A 20,487-nucleotide genomic window follows, 5' to 3' on the forward strand; every position below is an offset into this window, starting at 1 on the left:
AGTGATTCTTAAACGATTACTTTAGGTCGTGATACTTTTTTCTACCCATCACAAAATACTGCCATACCACACTAGTGTGTAGATTATAGTTAGATTTTTTTTGAAGTTTTCTTCGTTTTCCTAAAAATTTAATAAAGTTTTTATAAAAACTGATATGAGCTTTTAAAATGGCAAAGGTATGTATAGGCCTGAATTCAAATAAAAATTTCACTCCCGCAATACCGTCTAAAATTAAACGTGAGATGACCACAAATAGAAACCATTTTTTAGGTACATTTTTAACTACATTTAACAAACTATTTCTAAAATTTAAATAGGTTTTATGAGGATTGGTCTCTTGTAAAGTAGCTCCTCCAACGTGGTATACCGTAGACAAACCAACGTATTTGACATCGTATCCGCTATTTTGAGATCTCCAACAAAGATCGATTTCTTCTTGATGGGCAAAGTAATCTTCATCAAAACCACCTAATTGATGGTACACTTTGGAACGGATAAAAAAACAAGCACCAGAAGCCCAAAATATTTCTGAAACATCATTAAACTGATGAGTGTCAAGTTCAATTTCATTAAAAACCCGACCTCTACAATACGGATATCCGTACAAATCTAGAAATCCTCCACCAGCACCTGCATATTCAAACTTAGTCTTGTCTTTAAAATCTAAAATTTTTGGCTGAATAATGGCTGTGTTTTCTTCTTTTTTAAAAACTTCTAAAATGGGAGTAATCCAGTTTTGGGTAACTTCTACATCCGAATTGATTAGGCAGTAAATATCTGCTGAAATGGATTGAAGAGCGTCGTTATATCCTTTTGCATAACCACCATTGATAGTATTTTCGACAATCTTTACTGAAGGAAAATATCTCTGTACGTATTGAATAGAAGCATCTGTAGAAGCATTGTCTGCCACATAAATTTCGGCTTCTTGAGCACTAAAATTTACAATACCGGGCAAAAAATGTTCTAACAGTTTTTCTCCATTCCAGTTTAAGATGACAATAGCTGTTTTCAAGAAGTAAATTTACGTTTTTATGCTGAGTTTGACAGATGATTATTTTTGAAATTTAATTCTAGTTTTTCTATTTTTATTAAGTCAAGTTTATGGCTGATAATTTGGAACCTCTTTCAAAAAAATATAGCTTTCATTTTTAAAATCCATTTTGCAATAAAAATGCTCTAAACCATTGGTTACGATTAAATAAGTAGCGTTTAACTTTAAATTGTATTGCGCAATCTGATCAAAAGTAGCTTGTGTTATTTTGATGGATGGAGCTTTGCATTCTACAATAATTTCGGGATTCCCAGCGGTATTAAACACTAAAATATCGGTTCTTTTGATACGATTATTTAGAACCAATTGCTTTTCCAAAGCGATTAGCGATTTTGGATAGTTCTTTTCTCTAATCAAAAAAGAAACATAGTGTTGTCGGACCCATTCTTCGGGAGTTAAGACAATAAATTTTTTTCTCAAATCATCAAAAATTAGCGTGTTGTTTTCGACGCTTTTGAGTTTGAAGGTGTAAGTTGGTAGATTGAGATCTTGCATATCTTGTACTACGAAGATCACAAATTAAAATGAGTTACAAAAAGGAAAGCAGAGATTTTATTGTAAGGTCCTTATAATTTAGATCTTAGTGAACAGTCAACAACGATCAGGCATGAAGCACAAATATGCTATCCTTTTTTATCTTTTTTAATGAATTGTTTATGAGAAGATGGATCATGCCTGTCTGATTCAGTATCTTTGTTTTTACGAAATTGATTATTTTCATCAGTAAATTTCGGCTAAAAATTACAATATCCCCATGAAGGAAATTAATTCGATTGTATCAGATATTAAAAAAGGAGATCTCAAACCCATCTATTTTTTAATGGGAGAAGAATCTTATTATATTGATAAGCTTTCTGATTTTATTGAAAGAACTGTTTTAGACGAAGCAGAAAAAGGCTTCAATCAGCAAGTAGTGTACGGTAGAGATACAACCGTAGAGGAGATTGTTTCCTCAGCTAAGCGCTATCCCATGATGGCAGAGCGCCAGGTATTGATTGTAAAAGAAGCTCAAGATTTGAGTCGTACTATTGAAAATTTGGTTTCTTATGCAGAAAATCCACAACCTACAACGGTTTTAGTTCTTAATTATAAATATAAAAAATTAGATAAGCGAAAAAAACTTTACAAGGTAATTGCAAAATCGGGATTGATTTTTGAAAGTAAGAAATTATATGAAAATAAAGTTTCAGATTGGATTGGTAGAGTTTTAAGTGGCAAGAATTTCAAAATAGAACCCAAAGCTGCCCAAATGTTGGTTGAGTTTTTAGGAACTGATCTAAGTAAGATTTCAAACGAACTAGACAAGTTAATGTTAGTTTTGCCTGCTGGAACGATTATCAATCCCATCCACATTGAAGAAAATATTGGAATTTCAAAAGATTTTAATAATTTTGAGTTGAGAAAGGCAATCGGAGAGAAGGACATAGTCAAAGCGAATCGAATTATTGCTTATTTTGCCGAAAACCCAAAGAACAATCCCTTGGTGATGACGATTTCTTTGCTAAATAATTTCTTTACACAATTGTTGATGTTTCATGGATTAGAAGATCGATCCAAGAATACTGTTGCCAAAAGTTTGGGTGTCCATCCGTTTTTTATCGATGAATATTTTTTGGCGGTACGTAATTATCCCATGCGAAAAGTAGCTCAAGTCATTGCTTTTTTAAGAGATGCAGATGTAAAAAGCAAGGGGGTCGGTGCTAATCAGTCGGATGAAGATGTCTTAAAAGAATTATTGTTTAAAATTCTGCATTAACTCTTTCTCTATGAAAAATATATTCAATATCGAAGTAGCTCAGACGATTGTAAAGCGAATCGAAAATTTAAGTACAACAAGTAGCCCCATTTGGGGGAGTATGTCGGTTTCTCAAATGTTGGCACATTGCTGCGTTGCCTACGAAATGGTTTATACAAATCAATATTCACGACCAAACAGACTCAGCCGTTGGATACTCAAAACTTTTGTTAAGAAAATGGTTCTTTCAGAAAAACCCTACCCAAAAAATGGTAAAACTGCTCCACAATTCAAAATTAAAGATGAGAAAAACTTCGAACTAGAAAAAGATCGATTAATTGCCTTTATTAATAAAACTCAGCAATTCGGTGAAGCTGAGTTTGAAGGTAAAAGATCTTCTTCATTTGGTTCTTTAACTGCTTCAGAATGGAGCTGTTTATTTTACAAACATCTAGACCATCACCTAACACAGTTTGGTGTGTAATTTATAATTTACAAAAAAAAACCGAGCAAATTTTGCTCGGTTTTTCTATTTGATATAGTGAAATTTTCTATTGGGTTCCTTCATTGATAACGGCTTTATCTGCAATGATTCTCTTGTCCATATTGGCTACTTCCCAAGCGGTATGAAAAATAAGTCGCGTTCTATTTTCTAGCAACTCATAATTAATTTTATCTGGAGTATCAGAGGGTTGATGGTAGTCTTCATGTGTTCCATTAAAGTAAAAGATAATAGGAACATTGTACTTTGCAAAGTTATAATGATCAGATCTGTAGTAAAAACGGTTTGGATCGTTTTCATCATTGTATTTATAATCCAAATTGATATTGGTATATTTTTTATTAACTGCTTCAGAAAGGTTGTGCAATTCGGTACTCAACTTATCAGAACCTATTAAATATACATAATTTGGATCCTCTTTGTGTCTTTCGTCTATTCGACCTACCATATCAATATTGAGGTCACAAACAGTATTGGCTATTGGATATACTGGATTTTCTGTATAATATTTAGAACCTAACAATCCTTTTTCTTCTCCAGTAACATGTAGGAATAAAATCGAACGTTTTGGACCTTTTCCAGCATCTACAGCCTTTTTAAAAGCCTGTGCAATTTCTAGAATAGCTACAGTACCGGATCCATCGTCATCAGCTCCGTTATAAATTTTTCCTTCTTTGATTCCTTCGTGATCTAGATGTGCTGAAATCACAACAATTTCTTCTGGTTTTTCAGTTCCTTCGATAAAGGCAAGAACGTTTTCAGAATCTTTCAAACCTCCTCTGCGTGCGTTTGCATTTAACCAAGTAGCAGGTACCTCTTGAAAGTAGTCATCTCCACCAATTCCTGAAGCTATTCCTTGATTTACATAGAAATTTTTTAAGTACTCTACTGCTTTTTTCTGTCCTGGCTCTCCAGTATTTCTTCCTTCAAATTCGTCAGATGCATAAATGAATAGGTGTGCACTTAAATCTTTAGCGGTAATAGTTTTTGCAAATTTTACAGCTTGATCAATATTTGCTGGTTCTTTCTTTTTTAGGTCTTTTCCAGATCCACAAGCGATGAAAGCAAGTACACTGGCTGCATATAGTATTTTTTTCATGGATAAATGTTTAATTTTTTCAAAGTAATTAGAAGTCAAATGTAGCGAAACTTATACTTACATCAAATTTAATTTTTGGTGATGACGAATTGTTCTAAGGTTCGATTAAATTTCACGATTTCCGACGTGAATAAGGTTTCAAAAGCATTTTGAGCAATCAATGACGCTGTGGTTCCTGAATAGATTTTATTTTCTGATAAAAGTATCAGTTCATCACACATCTTTGTGGCCAAATTAATTTCGTGTGTAGAGATTAAGATGGTTTTTTGGGTGGTAAGAGTCAGTTGATGTAGTAGCTCAAAAATTGTAATTGTTTGATGCATGTCTAAATGTGCTGTGGGTTCATCTAAAATGATGATTTGAGTATCTTGTGCCAAGGCTCTCGCTATCAAAACACGTTGCAATTGCCCATCGCTCAATTCATAAAACAGGCGATCTTGAAGGGCTTCTAAGTTAGTTTTCTCGATTGCCCATTGAATTTTTTCAAGATCGTCATTTGATAAACGATCGATCCAATTGGTATAGGGCTGTCTTCCCAGTGCAACCAGCTCAAAAACGGTCAATTGACTTTCAGGAATTCGTTCCGTTAAAACCAAACTGATGGTTTTTGCCAATTCTTGATGTGAGAAGGCGTTGCTCGGTTTTTGATTGATAAAAACGGTCCCTTCTAAAGGTTTTTGAACGTTAGAAAGGGTTCGCAATAAGGTGGATTTTCCAATTCCGTTTTGACCAATTACTGCTGTAAAACTTCCTTCTTGAATTGCGAGATTCATTTCATTTGCAATCACTTTTTGATCTTTTTTTTGATGATAACCGATGCTCAGGTTTTCAGCAGAAAGGATGTTCTTTTTTACAGTGTTCAAAATTCAAATTTTAATACTATTATACGACTATTTTCTTTTTCCGAATCAACAACCAAATCACAATGGGCGCCCCAAACAAAGAGGTAATTGCATTGATGGGTACTGTAAATTCACTCGTTGGCAATTGTGCAATACTATCACAAATGAGCAATACGATGCCTCCAATAATTGCAGAAGCAGGGAGAATTATTTTATGATTTGAAGTAGCAAAAACAATTTTTGCTATATGGGGTACTGCCAGACCAATAAAGGCAATAGGTCCCGAAAAAGCTGTTATAATTCCTGTGAGTAAACTGGTAATTCCTAAGATAATCGTTCTGTTTTTTTTAATATTGATGCCCAAACTTTTCGCATAATTTTCGCCCAACAAAAAACTATTCAAAGGTTTGATTACTGAAAAAATACCCAGAATTCCAATGAGATACAAACTTCCAAATACGCTAATTTCTGACCAGCTTAAGTTTCCTAAACTTCCAAAACTCCAAAATAAATATTGTTGAATTTGAGCGGCTTCACTAAAATAGGCGAGTACCGAAATAATTGCTGCTGTAAAAGACCCAAACATCAATCCGATAATTAAGATAGACATGGTATTGCGTACTTTGTTTGCGGCAATAATCACTGCTGATAATACTAAGAATGCTCCCAAACTTGCGGCAATAGCTAAAGACCAATTGGAAATTGAATTGCTTAGAAAATAACCACCAAAAAGTGAAGAACCTAAAATCAATATGGCAACTCCTAAACTTGCTCCTGAGGATATTCCTAATACAAAAGGACCTGCAAGTGGATTTCGAAACAGTGTCTGCATCAATAATCCACAAATTGAGAGTCCTGAGCCCACCAAAATTGCTGTGATAGCTTTTGGCAATCTAAAATCTAAAACGATGGTTTGCCAGCTTTCTTTGGATGTCATATTTCCAACAAGACTTTGAAGAATTTCTTCAAAAGGGATGGATACCGAGCCTAAACTAATATTCAGAAAAAAGAAGACTATCAGTAAAACCGAGAGTAGAATAAAATGTTTTGAATAGGATTTATGTTCCATTATTTGTGGTATCCCTATGAGATCTGTGTTTTATGATTTGTTAAAAAAACAATCAATTTTTGTATTGCAATTCCACGATGAGAAATTGTATTTTTTTCATCTGATTTCATGCTCGCAAATGATTCTTGAAACCCTTCAGGTTGGAAAATGGGATCGTATCCAAATCCTTTTTCACCTTGTTTATCGAATAAGATTTTACCTTTACAAATTCCTTCAAAGAGAAATTGTTTTCCATCTAAGTTTAAACAAATGGCTGTTCGAAACTGTGCTTTTCTATTTTCTTTCCCATCCAATTCCTTCAAAAGTTTCTGCATATTGTTTTCAGCATTAGAGGGCTCTCCAGCATATCGAGCTGAATAAATACCCGGGCTTCCGTCCAAAATATCGACCTCCAATCCTGTGTCATCTGCAAAACAATTGTATCCAAATTTTTGGGTAATATAATCTGCCTTTATTCTTGCATTTCCTTCCAAGGTTACTTCTGTCTCGTCAATTTCTTCCTCACAACGAATGTCTTGTAGGCTTAAAAGTTCAATCGTGTTGGGTAGCATTTCTTGAACTTCTTTTAATTTATTGAGGTTGTTGGTTGCAAATACTAATTTCATGCTGTATGTATAATAATCAATTGGAACAAAGTTACAATGTTTTATGTGTCTTGCGCTGTTTTTCTATAAAGTGAATATTGAAATAAGTTCGTTTCACTCGTGATGATAGGGTTCGTTTTTTAAAATGGTAAATCCTCTGTAGAGTTGTTCAACAATAAATAACCGAATCATTTGGTGTGAAAAAGTCATTTTAGATAGTGCTATTTTTCCAGTTGCTTTTTGGTATACTGTATCAGAAAATCCATAGGGCCCTCCAATGACCAATACAAGTTGTTTGATTCCTGCATTCATTTTCTTTTGCAAATACTGTGAAAACTGAATCGATGTAAAATGAGTTCCCTTTTCGTCTAATAAGACTAACTGATCGGTACTTTGTAGCTTGGAGAGTATCAATTCTCCTTCTTTTTCTTTTTGTTGAATTTCACTTAAGTTCTTTACATTTTTGATGTCTGGAATGATATCCATCTCAAATTTGATATAATGTTTGATGCGGTTTTGATATTCTTCAATTAGTTGAATCAGATGTTTATGATCTGTTTTCCCAATGGCGAGTAATTTAATTTTCATCCTTCAAAATTACGAATTATGATTTTAGAATGTGGAATTAATTGCCCGAATTCATCTTTCACATTTTATAATTAAAATACTATTTTTACATCAGAATTATACGAGTTATGATATCAAGAGAATTATTTGACAGAGAAGTTGAAGGCATTATTTCGAATGCAATAAGAGAAGATGTTGGCAATGGAGATCACACCTCTCTTTCGTGTATTCCTTCGGATGCCAAAGGGAAAGCAAAACTATTGGTAAAAGAAGACGGTATCATTGCAGGAGTTGCCTTTGCGAAACAAGTTTTTGCTTATGTTGATTCCAATTTAGAAGTAGAAACTTTTATCAACGATGGAGAGCCTGTAGTAGTTGGAGATATTGTTTTTCACGTGTCTGGAAAATCACAATCAATTTTGATGGCGGAACGAGTGGTGCTAAATGCCATGCAAAGAATGTCTGCAATAGCAACAAAAACAGCTTTTTTTGTAAATTTACTAGAAGGAACTCAAACCAAAATTTTAGATACTCGAAAAACCACTCCTGGAATTAGAGCCATTGAAAAATGGGCAGTAAAAATAGGTGGAGGGGAAAATCATCGATTTGCTTTGTATGATATGATTATGATTAAGGACAATCATATTGATTTTGCAGGCGGTATCACTGCTGCAATTGCCAAAACAAAAAACTATTTGAATGTAAATAACCTAGATTTAAAAATTATTGTTGAAGCAAGAAGCCTTGAAGAAATTAAAGAAATTCTTTCTAATGAAGGGGTTTATCGAATTCTCATTGATAATTTTAATTATGAAGATACCAAAAAAGCAGTCGCGCTCATTGGCAATCGCTGTTTTACTGAATCCTCAGGAGGAATCAATGAGAACACAATTCGGGAATACGCAGCTTGTGGAGTCGATTTTATTTCATCGGGCGCCTTAACTCATTCTGTTTCGAATATGGACCTGAGTTTGAAAGCGGTGTAAATAAGTATAAAGTTGGAACTGCAAAGTTTGGAAGTACAAGGTAGGAAGTATGGAAGTTAGAAATGTACTTTAAAAACGGTTAACCTTGTAACTGATTAAACAATATATCAGAAATGACAGACAATTATTTTGATAGTGAGTCTTATACTAAAATTGATTTTACGAGTACTAAAATCAAAAAAGGGGAGTACGATAATTGTACGTTTACCAATTGCAATTTTGAAAATATTCATGCGTCCAATATTCAGTTTGTTCAATGTGAATTTGTAGATTGTAATTTTAGCAATAGTATTGTAAAACACACAGCCTTCAGAGATGTGGCTTTTATGCATTGCAAGATGATTGGTGTTAAATTTAATGAGTGTGATCCTTTTCTGTTACAAATGCGATTTCAATCTTGTCAATTGAGTTTTTCATCATTTTATCAAGTAAAACTCCCTAAGACAGCATTTCTAAATTGTAATTTGGAGGAAGTCGATTTTACTGAAGCTTGGATCAGTTCTTCAATTTTTGACGGTTGTGATTTAAAAAAGGCTATTTTTGAGAAAACAAATTTAGAAAAAGTAGATTTTACTACGGCTTTTAATTTTTCAATTTCCCCAGAAAAAAACAGCTTAAAAGCTGCGAGATTTAATAGAAATACTATTGATGGATTGCTCCTACAGTATCAAATTATTATAGATTAAGATCGTTTTACAAAATGAGTACAGAAATTGAAAATAACTTAAAAAAAATACCCGTTATCAATTTGTTGGTGAAGTTTGGGAAAAAGATTACAATTCCAGGCTTACAAGGAATGTCTTTGTACGATGTTCTGGAAATGTACTTTGTAGGAATTGTAAAAGGAGCTTTGACCTCAAGAGCTGGTGGAATTGCATTTAGTTTTTTTATGGCAGTTTTTCCATTTTTACTTTTTATTTTAACCTTAATACCTTACATCCCTATTGAGGGTTTTCAAGAAGGATTGTTCTCTTTTATCAAAGATATACTGCCCCCACAAACCTTCGAAGCAGTCAATGTCGTTATTGGTGATATCATCAACAATCAATATGGAGGCTTGCTATCTTTTGGGTTTTTATTGTCTATTTTTTTGATGACCAACGGAATCAATGCCATCTTTGGAGGTTTTGAATATTCTTATCATGTGACCGAATTTAGAAACGTCTTTAAAGCGTATTTTATTTCTTTAGGCGTTTCGTTACTGACTTCTTTTTTTCTTAATAGTAACAGTAGGATTGGTGGTTTTATACTAAGGTAGCATTGTCTAAAATAGACGATAATGGTTGGTTGAATACCAGTGATTTAGATTTGTTTTATTTCGGAAGAGGCTTGTTGTTTTTAATCATGATTTTTACTATTGTTTCTTTGCTTTTTAGGTATGGTACCAAACAAGGAAAGGAAACCAAATTCTTTTCTGCTGGAGCAATCTTAACAACAATTTTGTCTTTGTGTACTTTTTATGTTTTTGGAATTTATGTTGTCAAGTTTGCACAATACAATCAGCTCTATGGGTCTATTGGGACTCTTTTAATATTGATGTTGTTTGTATGGCTCAATTCCATCATTTTATTGCTCGGTTTTGAATTGAACGCTTCTTTGTATCGTTTAAGACAGCAAAATAAAAGGACTCCAACTTCTGAGTAATCATAACTTTTTCACGATATTTGCCGATGCAAATACACATTTCGAATAGGTTGTTCAAAATTTGTACTGTATCATCCATAATTTAGTATATGAAACCAAGCATCCCAAAAGGAACCCGAGATTTTTCGCCAGTAGAAGTTGCCAATCGAACCTATATAATTGATACGATTAAAAAGGCTTTTGAAACTTTCGGTTTTCAGCCTATAGAAACCCCGAGTTTTGAAAATTCAGCTACCTTAATGGGAAAATATGGTGAAGAAGGGGATCGATTGATTTTCAAAATTTTAAATTCTGGAGACTATCTAGCAAAGGCTGACGATAAAAATCTATCTGAAAAAAACAGTATCAAATTAACTCCTCAGATTTCAGAGAAAGCCTTGCGTTATGACCTTACCGTTCCTTTTGCAAGATATGTAGTACAACACCAAAATGAAATTACCTTTCCATTCAAACGATATCAAGTTCAGCCTGTTTGGAGAGCAGACAGACCACAAAAAGGACGTTTCAGAGAGTTTTTTCAATGCGATGCAGATGTAGTTGGGAGTCAATCCTTATGGCAAGAAGTAGAATTCATTCAATTGTACGATACTGTATTCAGTCAATTGGGCTTATTGGGTACAACTATAAAAATAAACAACAGAAAAATCTTATCAGGAATTGCAAAAGTAATAGGTGCGCAAGACAAACTGATCGATTTTACAGTAGCTCTTGACAAGCTGGATAAAATAGGAAAAGAGGGGGTAATTAAAGAAATGCTATCCAAAGGAATTCCTGAAGATGCCATTGAAAAAGTACAGCCTTTGTTTGATTTTTCTGGGACTAATCTTAACAAGTTAGCTTCACTAGAGACCCTTTTAAAATCTTCAGAAGAAGGAACGAAGGGAGTGGAGGAGTTACGCTTTGTAATCGACTCAGTAGAAGCATTAGGGCTTCAATCTGCACGTTTAGAAGTGGACGTAACCTTGGCAAGAGGATTGAACTACTACACGGGTGCAATTTTTGAAGTTAGCGCTCCAAAAGGCGTACAAATGGGGTCTATTGGTGGAGGAGGAAGATATGACGATTTAACCAGCGTTTTTGGACTAAAGGAGGTATCTGGAGTTGGTGTTTCTTTTGGATTGGATCGTATTTATTTGGTGTTAGAAGAATTAGGTTTGTTTCAAACAGTCGATTTGCCAACACCTAAGGTCGTGTTTTTAAATTTTGATGCTACAACTGATCTTCTTAAAATGAAAGCTATCAAAAGCTTGAGAGAAAATGGAATCAAATGTGAATTTTATCCGGATTTGGCAACATCGAACAAACAGCAAAAAAAACAATGGAAATATATTTCGAACAGAGCCATCGAACATGTGGTGTCTCACCTAGATCAGGATGTGTTCACACTAAAGAATATGATTACAAACGAACAATCAAACTGTTCTCTTTCTGAGCTAATTCAACATTTGAAATAGCTTCATTCTCAAAGATAGATTGATGAGGTTGTGGAATCATTTCTAGAAACCACGGTTTGAAAGTTATTGAATCCTAAGAATAATTGATAAAAAAATAAATTAATACGTTGCAAACACGTAAATTTGCACTTTAATAATTGATTGAAATGTTTGAATTGAATAGCAAAATGAATGACGAAAGAATAGACCAAATAGGAGAGGACCATGTGGCGACTTCTGCTCAAAACCCATTAAGAGCAGACGCTTTTGACCTTTCTGACAATGAAAAAATTGAAAAAATACAAGAGAGTGTAAAAGATATTTTACAAACTTTAGGAATGGATTTAACAGACGATAGCATGCAAGGAACTCCAAAACGAGTAGCCAAAGCATTTATCAACGAAATCTTTATGGGATTGAATCCTGCAAACAAACCTTCAGCTTCTACCTTTGACAATAATTACAACTACGGTGAAATGTTAGTAGAAAAAAATATTGTGGTATATTCTACCTGTGAGCACCACTTATTACCGATTATAGGAAGAGCACATTTATCTTATATTTCTAACGGAAAGGTAATTGGATTGTCTAAAATGAATCGTATTGTAGAGTATTTTTCTAAAAGACCTCAGGTTCAAGAGCGCTTAACAATGCAAATTGTTCAAGCCATGCAAGAAGCTTTGGGTACTCAAGATGTTGCCTGTGTAATTGACGCAAAACATTTGTGTGTCAACTCAAGAGGAATTAAAGACATTGAGAGTTCTACTGTGACCTCAGAATTTGGTGGGAAGTTTAAAGAAAAAGAAACTCGAAAAGAATTTTTACAATATTTACAAATGGATACTAAATTCTAGTTGTAGTGTATTTGTATCATACAAAACCCCATTTTGAAATTTTCAAAATGGGGTTTTTTTATTTTGTATGGTAATTGTAGAGTTCTTTTTTGTCAGATTCTGACAGCATCCTCTTAAATTTACAAAAAACAATTACTAAATGAATGATATTCAATTTACATCAGTAAAGCAACCTTTGCTTATTCTCTTTTTTCTCATTTCACAATTTCTATTTTCTCAAACAGTTCCAGTGGGAAGTGGGAGTTATACGAAGACTTATCCAGGAGCCGATGCAGCAGGTAGAAACGGGTATCCATCAGGAACTCCTCAATTATCTGGGAATGCACTCGGGAAACCTGTACCTACAAATGATTGGTGGTCAAAATTAGTTAAAGAAAATCATGCCGATAATTTATTCAATTATCCGATGACGCTTAAAACAACCAATTCAGGATTGATTGTTACTTATATTCCTTCAGGTCCTATTGGTGATTCATCACCCATAGAGGTTCGTTTGTCTGGTTTAAATACGACACAAGCCACTGTTTCTGACTATTCAGATTGGACAGTTTCGATGAATTGGAAAGACAGCAGTCATGAACTGACCACAACTGCAGGTATAGGGATGCCGTTTTTATACTTTGAAAAAGATGCAGATGACCTTGTCGAAATTGAGGTTAAATCAGGTACGACTAGTATTTCCAACGAACTTTTGCTTGTTGAAAATGCATCCAGTGGTGCCGATTTTGTGTTTTATGCTCCTGTTGGAAGTACTTGGACTCAGTCAGGAACAACATTTTCTTCAACATTGAACGGAAAAACTTATTGGTCTATGGCAATGTTGCCACAAAATACCTCTGGTATTTCTACGGTAGCGCAAACATTTAAAAAATACGCTTATGTATTTCCAACCAATACGACTACGATCTGGAATGTTGATGCAACAACTTCTATTGTAAGTTCAACCTTCGCAGTAACAACAGAAGTCAAAGAAGGAAGCGAAACTAACATGCTTTTGGGATTATTACCACATCAATGGAATAATTTAAAAAGTACATCTCCACAACCCACAGTTACCAGCTATAGTTCAATACGTGGTCAGTTAAAAATGTTAGAAGGAAATACATTTACAGTTGAAAATACTTTCAAAGGAATCTTACCTACATTGCCGTATTTGGCAAATTATAGCGAAGGATTTAATCCTTCTGCCTTAGATGCAAAAATCAGTCAAATTGAAAACGATGGAATGGCCGATTGGACCGATTCGTATAATGAAGGTCAGGTAATGAACCGTTTGATTCAGACTGCAAGAATTGCTGATCAAATGGGGAATACAGTTGCAAGAGATAAAATGATTGCTACGGTAAAAGAACGATTGGAAGACTGGTTGTCTTATCAATCTGGAGAAGTTGCTTTCTTATTTCATTACAATTCTGATTGGTCAGCTTTATTAGGATATCCTGCAGGTCATGGGCAAGATTCAAATCTTAATGATCATCATTTCCATTGGGGATATTTTATTCATGCAGCAGCCTTTATGGAACAATTTGAGCTAGGATGGGCTAGTCAATGGGGTGAAATGATTAACCTTTTGGTACGAGATGCCGCTTCATCAGACAGAAATGACACCACCTTTCCGTTTTTGAGAAATTTTAGTCCTTATGCAGGACATAGTTGGGCAAATGGTTTTGCAACTTTTCCGCAAGGAAATGATCAGGAATCAACTTCAGAAAGTATGCAATTTGCCTCCTCACTCATTCACTGGGGAAGTATTACCAATAATGAGGACATTCGAGATTTAGGTATTTACATTTATACGACCGAACAAACAGCGATTGAAGAGTATTGGTTTGACATGTACGAACGAAATTTTTCTGCTACCCAACCCTATAGTTTAGTTTCTCGAGTTTGGGGAAATTCCTATGACAATGGTACTTTTTGGACTGGAGATATTGCTGCTTCTTACGGAATTGAATTGTACCCAATTCATGGAGGATCTCTATATTTAGGACACAATACCACCTATGTTGAAAAACTTTGGAATGAAATTACACAGCAAACAGGAATTATTGGCAATCAAGTCAATCCAAATTTATGGCATGATGTGTATTGGAAGTACTTGTCTTTTATCGATCCACAAGCTGCGATTGATTTGTATGATTCTTATCCAGATCGGGAGATAAAATTTGGAATTTCTGATGCTCAAACCTATCATTGGTTGCACGGAATGAATGCTATGGGTTCGGTAGCCGTCTCAATCACTGCCGATCATCCAATTGCAGCAGCATTTGCAAAAGATGGGGTAGTTACCTATGTAGGGCACAACTATTCAAATGCTCCTATCACTATCAATTTCTCAGATGGGTATTCTTTGGATGTACCTGCGCGCCAAATGGCAACAAGTATGGATGCCTCAGTATCTGGAGTTCTAAGTTCCGACTTTGATCAAGCCTATGCAAATGGAAGTGTGAATTTAAGTGTTGCCACTTCTGGAACTGGAATTACCCAAGTAGATTTTTATGACGGAGCCACTTTGATTGGTTCAAAAACTTCAGCCCCATATGATTTGAAAGCTGAAAATTTATCTATGGGGATTCATGGGTTTTATGCAAAAGTTTTTGCAGGTACCAATTTTAATGTGACCAACATTATCAAAGTACAAGTGGGAGAGCAAGTATCATTTTTTGATGTTCCTTCAGCAATTCCTGGGATTATCGAACCTGGAAATTACGATGTGTTTGAAGGGGGAGTAGGACAAAATATTAGTTATGTCGATGCTTCTCAAAAAAATGAGGGTGATTATCGACTAGATGAATATGTCGATGCTGAAAATAATACTTCTGAAGGGAAAATAGTGGGTTGGTTTTCTGCAGGTGAGTGGATGGAATACACTATTAATGTTCAAAATTCAGGAAAATACAATCTAGATTTTCGTTATTCCTCCGGAAATCCTAGTGGTGGAGGTCCTTTTTATCTTGAAATTGACGGTGTAAAAATTAGTCCAGACATCACTGTTACTACTACCAACGATTGGGGGAATTGGGCGAGTAAAACGGTCAATGATATTGAATTTACTAGCGGAATTCATGTTCTAAGAGTGGTCATCACAAGTGGCGAATTTAATTTAGGGAAAATGAATTTCACCTATTCTACACCTTTAAGTTATGTTCCGCCAATAGCCAACGCAGGCGACAATGTTGTGGTTGTTTTACCAGCTTCAACGGCAACACTCGATGGAACTTCAAGCTATGATCCTGATGGAGGCGGAATTAGCTATCAATGGAGTCAAATATATGGTCCTTCAACAATTGCATTTAATGATCCGACAACAGTTTCACCTTCGATTTCAAATCTAGAAAAAGGGATCTACAAATGTAAATTGGAAGTAAGTAATGGGAGCTATTCAGCCCAAAGTGAGGTGTTTGTTTTGGTGCAAGAAACTTCCAATTCCAATCCAACGGTGAATCTTACATCTCCTGTAAATAATGCTGCCTATTCGGAAGGAACACCCATTACATTAACCGCTTCGGCATCCGATTTGGATGGAACTGTTGCAAAGGTTGAATTTTATGATGGCACTACAAAACTTGGTGAAGACACTAGCTCTCCATATAGTTATACATGGACGGGAGCCTCAGTAGGAACACATCAATTGAAAGCAACTGTAACGGATACGAATGGGGGAGTAGGAGTCTCACAGATTATTAGTATTTCTGTAGCAGAAGTACAATCGTGTTCAGAGACATCAACTGAAGCTCGAGAAGGATCCTTTTCAACAGGATATAGCGTTACTTTTGAAACAGTAGGGTCCAATGTTGAGATTACTTTTGAATTGTTGGATACCAATCGATCAGGGGTAATAGCTTATTTATGGAAAGAATCTCCTTTTGCAGAAGTTCAAATGGATCCAATAGGTGGCTTGAAATTTTCTAAGACTGTTGGGGGGTTACAAGCTGGTGAAACGATTCGTTATGCCTGTAAATTTGCTTTTGCGGGTGGCTTAGCGGTTACCAAATATCTTTCTTATGAAGTTGGGAGTAACTGTGGTTCTTTAAGTGTAGAAGATGAAGTGTTGGAGGATTCTATTTTAATGTATCCAAATCCAGTTGGAAATCAGCTCTTTATTAGATCGCAGTCCGAGAGTGTTACCAAGGTTCAAATCTATTCATTACAAGGACGTTTGGTGAAAACAGTTACAAACAACTTAGAAAAAGTATCTGTAGAAGAATTGTCGAGTGGTTTGTATATGGTTCAAATAACAACTTCAAAAGGGATGATTTCTAAAAAGCTCATGAAGCAGTAAGCACTGTTGTCCAAAAAAAATAAGTTCCAGCTAAAAAGTCTTTCTTTTTAGCTGGAACTTTAATTTTAAACTATAATTAGGTACTAATGATTAATCACCACTAGTTAAACTTTTACACAATTCCATGGACTAACTGACAATAACCCATTCTCCTTTTTCGATCAATGGAATGGCTTGTTTGAATTTTACTTCTTTTTGTTCGCCACTCATGACATTTTTGATGGTTACACGTTCGTTTCTTCCAATTTTGGGTTGGTCTCTTACGATAGTCTCGATAGGCTCTTGTTGCTGACGCGAATTTGAAATTGCTTGTTCAGTAGAGTTTTGCACAGTAGCTTTAGAAGTATTCAAACTCTGTCTTTGTTGACTTCGGGCTTCTGAAATTTGGTTGGTATCTTTAGACGGTAATTCTCCTTTAAACAAGAAAGACAATACTTCTCTATTGATTTCTGCTACGGTCATTTTAAACAACTCAAAAGCTTCAAATTTATAGATTAATAATGGGTCTTTTTGCTCATACGATGCATTCTGAACCGATTGTTTTAAATCGTCCATTTTGCGTAAATGATCCTTCCAGTTTTCATCGATAATTGCTAACGTGATATTTTTTTCAAAATCGGTGATTAAACTTTTTCCAGCACTTTCATAAGCATCCTTAAGGTTGGTGACTACTTGTAAGGATTTGCTTCCATCGGTAAAAGGGACTACAATACGTTCGTATTTATCGCCTTCGTTTTCATATACATCCTTAATAACTGGATAAGCCAAAACGGCATTTCTTTCAATTTTGCTTTTGTAGTGTTTGGAAACAATTTCGTATAGTTTGTCGATAAGTTCTATTTCAGACATGTTCTCAAACTCTTTTTCTGAAAAAGGAGAGGACATTGCTGAAAATCGAATCAGCTCGAATTCGAAATTTTGAAAATCTTTAGCCGGTTTGTTTTGATTGATGACAGCTTCACAAGTTTCGTAAATCATGTTTGCGATATCAATTTGCAAACGTTTCCCATCCAAGGCATTTCGTCTTCTTTTATAGATAAATTCCCTTTGGGCGTTCATAATATCATCGTATTCTAACAACCGTTTTCGCACTCCAAAGTTGTTTTCTTCTACTTTTTTCTGTGCTCTTTCAATAGACTTTGAAATCATAGAATGCTGAATGACTTCGCCTTCTTTCAAGCCCATTCTGTCCATCATTTTTGCAATTCGATCGGAACCAAATAAACGCATTAAATTGTCATCCAAAGCGACATAGAACTGAGAGGAACCCACATCCCCTTGTCTTCCTGCTCGTCCTCTTAACTGTCTATCGACTCTTCTCGAATCATGACGTTCTGTACCAATAATTGCCAAACCTCCTGCATCTTTTACTTCTTTTGCCAGTTTAATGTCAGTTCCACGACCGGCCATGTTCGTAGCAATGGTTACAACTCCTGGTTTTCCAGCTTCAGCAACAACGTCAGCTTCCCTTTTGTGTAATTTTGCATTTAAGATATTGTGAGGAATCTTCCGCATTTGTAACATTCTACCTAGCAATTCAGAAATCTCTACAGAAGTTGTCCCTACAAGAACTGGTCTTTTTTCAGCAACTAGTTTTACAATATCCTCGATGACGGCATTGTATTTTTCGCGTGCAGTTTTGTACACTAAATCGTCCTTGTCGTCTCTTTGGATGGGTTTGTTTGTTGGAATTTCAACAACGTCCAACTTATATATTTCCCACAATTCTCCAGCTTCTGTAATCGCAGTACCTGTCATTCCAGACAGTTTTCGATACATTCTAAAGTAGTTTTGAAGTGTGATGGTTGCAAAGGTTTGTGTAGCGTCTTCGATTTTTACATTTTCTTTTGCTTCGATGGCTTGGTGCAGTCCGTCAGAATAGCGACGACCGTCCATGATTCGACCGGTTTGTTCATCAACAATCATGACTTTGTTTTCCATCACCACATATTCCACATCTTTTTCAAAAACAGTATATGCTTTCAAGAGTTGGTTCATGGTGTGAATACGCTCACTTTTGATACTAAAATCTTTGTATAATTCTTCCTTTTCTGCGGCTTTTTCTTCAGGAGATTTTTCAGAGGTTTCAATTTCACCCACTTTTACACCAATATCCGGCAACACAAAAAATGTGTCATTGTCTGTTTTTTCAGACAAATGAGCAATTCCCTTATCGGTTAAATCGATTTGGTTGTTTTTTTCTTCAATTACAAACCATAGGTCTTCATCGACAAGAGGCATCATCTTATTGTTGTCTGCCATATAGGTGTTTTCTGTCTTTTGAAGAATTTGTTTGATTCCTTCTTGAGATAAAAACTTGATCAATGCTTTGTTTTTTGGGAGACCTCGATAGACTCTCAGCAATAAAAAACCTCCGTCTTTTATATTTCCTTCGGCCAATAATTTTTTAGCTTCTGCTAAGACACTTACAAGATGTTGTCTTTGTAAGCTAACTAATTCAGAGACCAAGGGTTTTAGTTCTGTAAACTCGTGTCTATCTCCTTGTGGTACTGGTCCTGAAATAATTAATGGTGTTCTAGCATCATCTATTAAAACAGAATCGACCTCATCAATAATTGCATAGTTGGGTGCTCTTTGAACCAAATCTTCTTTTGAGCTTGCCATATTATCTCGCAAATAATCGAATCCAAATTCGTTATTAGTTCCGTAGGTAATGTCAGCATTGTAGGCTTTTCTACGTGCATCTGAATTGGGTTGGTGGTAGTCGATACAGTCCGTAGTAAATCCGTGGAATTCAAAAATTGGTCCCATCCAAGCTTTATCACGTTTTGCTAAATAATCGTTGACGGTGACCAAATGCACACCATTACCGGTTAGGGCATTTAGATAGACAGGTAGGGTAGACACCAATGTTTTTCCTTCACCAGTCATCATTTCTGCTACTTTTCCTTGATGCAATACAGAGCCACCAATTAGCTGAACATCATAATGTATCATGTCCCAAGTCACTGGTTTTCCTGCCGCATCCCAAGAATTTGCCCAAAATGCTTTGTCGCCTTCTAATGTAATGTGATCTCTTTCACCAGACAATTCTCTGTCATAGGGAGTCGCTGTAACTTCAAGCTCTTCGTTTTCTACAAAACGCTTTGCTGTTTCTTTAACCACAGCAAATGCTTCTGGCATAATTTGCAACAAGGTGGTTTCAGAAATTTTGTATGCCTCATCTTTTAAGGTGTCAATTTCTGAATAGATAAACTCTTGTCTGTCGATATCGGCAGTTGTTGCTTCCAAATCTAAGGCCGTTATTTTGGCATTAATTTCTTTGATAGCTTCTTGAATGATGCTTTTAAATTCTAGTGTTTTGTTTCGTAGCTCATCGTTGGTTAACTGCGCAATTTCGGCCTCAAAGCGTTTTACATCGTCAATGATAGGTTGAAGAATTTTTAAATCTTTTTGCTGTTTGTCACCTACAAAAAGTTTGATTACAGAATTTAATATGCTCATAGCGATCTATTTTTTATGCAACAATTTTAGGTTGCTTTATTTCAGTATAAATCAAGAAGTTAGTTCTTGATCTTTTGAATCATATAGTATGATCAAAATATAACAAAAAAAAAGCCTCAGAGAGAGACTTTTTATATTGCTGTTAATTTAGTATTCATCTTCGTTCCAAAGATAATCATCCTCGGTTGGATAATCAGGCCAAATTTCGATAATGGAGTCATATGCATCCCCTTCATCTTCGATATCTTGTAGATTTTCAACTACTTCTAAAGGAGATCCAGTTCTAATAGCATAATCTATTAACTCATCTTTGGTTGCTGGCCAAGGGGCATCTGCTAAATAAGATGCTAATTCTAATGTCCAATACATTT

At 35.2% G+C, this 20,487-nt stretch carries 16 protein-coding genes and 1 pseudogene; 8 read left to right on the top strand and 9 right to left on the bottom strand.

Translation table 11 applies throughout. From position 1 onward, the window contains the following. Positions 1-16: 16 nt before the first annotated feature. The gene (locus RRF69_RS10285) at positions 17-1,015 is read right to left on the bottom strand and encodes a glycosyltransferase family 2 protein (RefSeq protein WP_316939699.1); all 999 of its coding nucleotides are present in this window, start codon (positions 1,013-1,015) and stop codon (positions 17-19) included. 87 nt (positions 1,016-1,102) lie between these two features. Next, positions 1,103-1,549 carry a type I restriction enzyme HsdR N-terminal domain-containing protein gene (locus RRF69_RS10290; RefSeq protein ID WP_316939700.1) on the bottom strand — a complete coding sequence of 149 codons (447 nt, stop codon included), beginning with the start codon at positions 1,547-1,549 and terminating at the stop codon, positions 1,103-1,105. A 259-nt stretch (positions 1,550-1,808) separates the two neighbouring features. Here RRF69_RS10290 and holA point away from each other — a divergent pair, with 259 nt between their 5' ends. Next, positions 1,809-2,810: a DNA polymerase III subunit delta gene (gene holA / locus RRF69_RS10295; RefSeq protein WP_316939701.1), complete on the top strand. Its 1,002-nt coding sequence runs from the start codon at positions 1,809-1,811 to the stop codon at positions 2,808-2,810. Between the two features lie 10 nt (positions 2,811-2,820). Next, entirely contained in the window at positions 2,821-3,273 is a 453-nt protein-coding gene (locus RRF69_RS10300) for a DUF1569 domain-containing protein (RefSeq protein ID WP_316939702.1), read from the top strand. A gap of 67 nt (positions 3,274-3,340) precedes the next feature. Here RRF69_RS10300 and RRF69_RS10305 read toward each other — a convergent pair whose 3' ends face one another. The 5 genes from RRF69_RS10305 to rlmH all read right to left on the bottom strand — a co-directional run bounded on the left by RRF69_RS10305 (position 3,341) and on the right by rlmH (position 7,473). After that, complete coding sequence (locus RRF69_RS10305) at positions 3,341-4,390, bottom strand: M28 family metallopeptidase (RefSeq protein WP_316939703.1); 1,050 nt, start codon at positions 4,388-4,390, stop codon at positions 3,341-3,343. A gap of 68 nt (positions 4,391-4,458) precedes the next feature. After that, positions 4,459-5,253, bottom strand: coding sequence for an ABC transporter ATP-binding protein (locus RRF69_RS10310; RefSeq protein ID WP_316939704.1), 795 nt, complete (start codon positions 5,251-5,253; stop codon positions 4,459-4,461). A gap of 19 nt (positions 5,254-5,272) precedes the next feature. Continuing rightward, a complete protein-coding gene (locus RRF69_RS10315) occupies positions 5,273-6,301 on the bottom strand; it encodes an iron ABC transporter permease (protein ID WP_316939705.1) in 1,029 nt (342 codons plus the stop codon). Between the two features lie 14 nt (positions 6,302-6,315). Then, a complete protein-coding gene (locus RRF69_RS10320) occupies positions 6,316-6,906 on the bottom strand; it encodes a non-canonical purine NTP diphosphatase (protein ID WP_316939706.1) in 591 nt (196 codons plus the stop codon). Between the two features lie 93 nt (positions 6,907-6,999). Next, positions 7,000-7,473: a 23S rRNA (pseudouridine(1915)-N(3))-methyltransferase RlmH gene (rlmH, locus tag RRF69_RS10325; protein ID WP_316939707.1), complete on the bottom strand. Its 474-nt coding sequence runs from the start codon at positions 7,471-7,473 to the stop codon at positions 7,000-7,002. Positions 7,474-7,580: 107 nt separating this feature from the next. On the opposite strand from rlmH, the gene nadC reads away from it, so the two are divergent. The 6 genes and pseudogenes from nadC to RRF69_RS10360 all read left to right on the top strand — a co-directional run bounded on the left by nadC (position 7,581) and on the right by RRF69_RS10360 (position 16,651). Further along, the gene (nadC, locus tag RRF69_RS10330; protein WP_316939708.1) at positions 7,581-8,438 is read left to right on the top strand and encodes a carboxylating nicotinate-nucleotide diphosphorylase; all 858 of its coding nucleotides are present in this window, start codon (positions 7,581-7,583) and stop codon (positions 8,436-8,438) included. A 113-nt stretch (positions 8,439-8,551) separates the two neighbouring features. After that, positions 8,552-9,124 (top strand): pentapeptide repeat-containing protein, encoded by a 573-nt coding sequence (locus RRF69_RS10335; RefSeq protein ID WP_316939709.1) that lies wholly within the window; start codon positions 8,552-8,554, stop codon positions 9,122-9,124. A gap of 14 nt (positions 9,125-9,138) precedes the next feature. Further along, positions 9,139-10,082 (top strand): annotated as a pseudogene (locus RRF69_RS11820) (YihY/virulence factor BrkB family protein). Between the two features lie 89 nt (positions 10,083-10,171). After that, a complete protein-coding gene (hisS, locus tag RRF69_RS10350) occupies positions 10,172-11,536 on the top strand; it encodes a histidine--tRNA ligase (RefSeq protein ID WP_316939712.1) in 1,365 nt (454 codons plus the stop codon). A gap of 167 nt (positions 11,537-11,703) precedes the next feature. Then, entirely contained in the window at positions 11,704-12,369 is a 666-nt protein-coding gene (folE, locus tag RRF69_RS10355; RefSeq protein WP_410479456.1) for a GTP cyclohydrolase I FolE, read from the top strand. 139 nt (positions 12,370-12,508) lie between these two features. Continuing rightward, positions 12,509-16,651: a glycosyl hydrolase gene (locus RRF69_RS10360; RefSeq protein ID WP_316939713.1), complete on the top strand. Its 4,143-nt coding sequence runs from the start codon at positions 12,509-12,511 to the stop codon at positions 16,649-16,651. A gap of 129 nt (positions 16,652-16,780) precedes the next feature. Here RRF69_RS10360 and secA read toward each other — a convergent pair whose 3' ends face one another. Both secA and RRF69_RS10370 read right to left on the bottom strand, forming a co-directional pair. Then, complete coding sequence (gene secA, locus RRF69_RS10365; RefSeq protein WP_316939714.1) at positions 16,781-20,116, bottom strand: preprotein translocase subunit SecA; 3,336 nt, start codon at positions 20,114-20,116, stop codon at positions 16,781-16,783. Between the two features lie 147 nt (positions 20,117-20,263). Then, the gene (locus tag RRF69_RS10370) at positions 20,264-20,485 is read right to left on the bottom strand and encodes a DUF2795 domain-containing protein (protein WP_077809574.1); all 222 of its coding nucleotides are present in this window, start codon (positions 20,483-20,485) and stop codon (positions 20,264-20,266) included. Between the last annotated feature and the right edge of the window lie 2 nt (positions 20,486-20,487).

This window comes from Polaribacter sp. HL-MS24 (genome assembly GCF_032758595.1).
GTDB lineage: Bacteria > Bacteroidota > Bacteroidia > Flavobacteriales > Flavobacteriaceae > Polaribacter.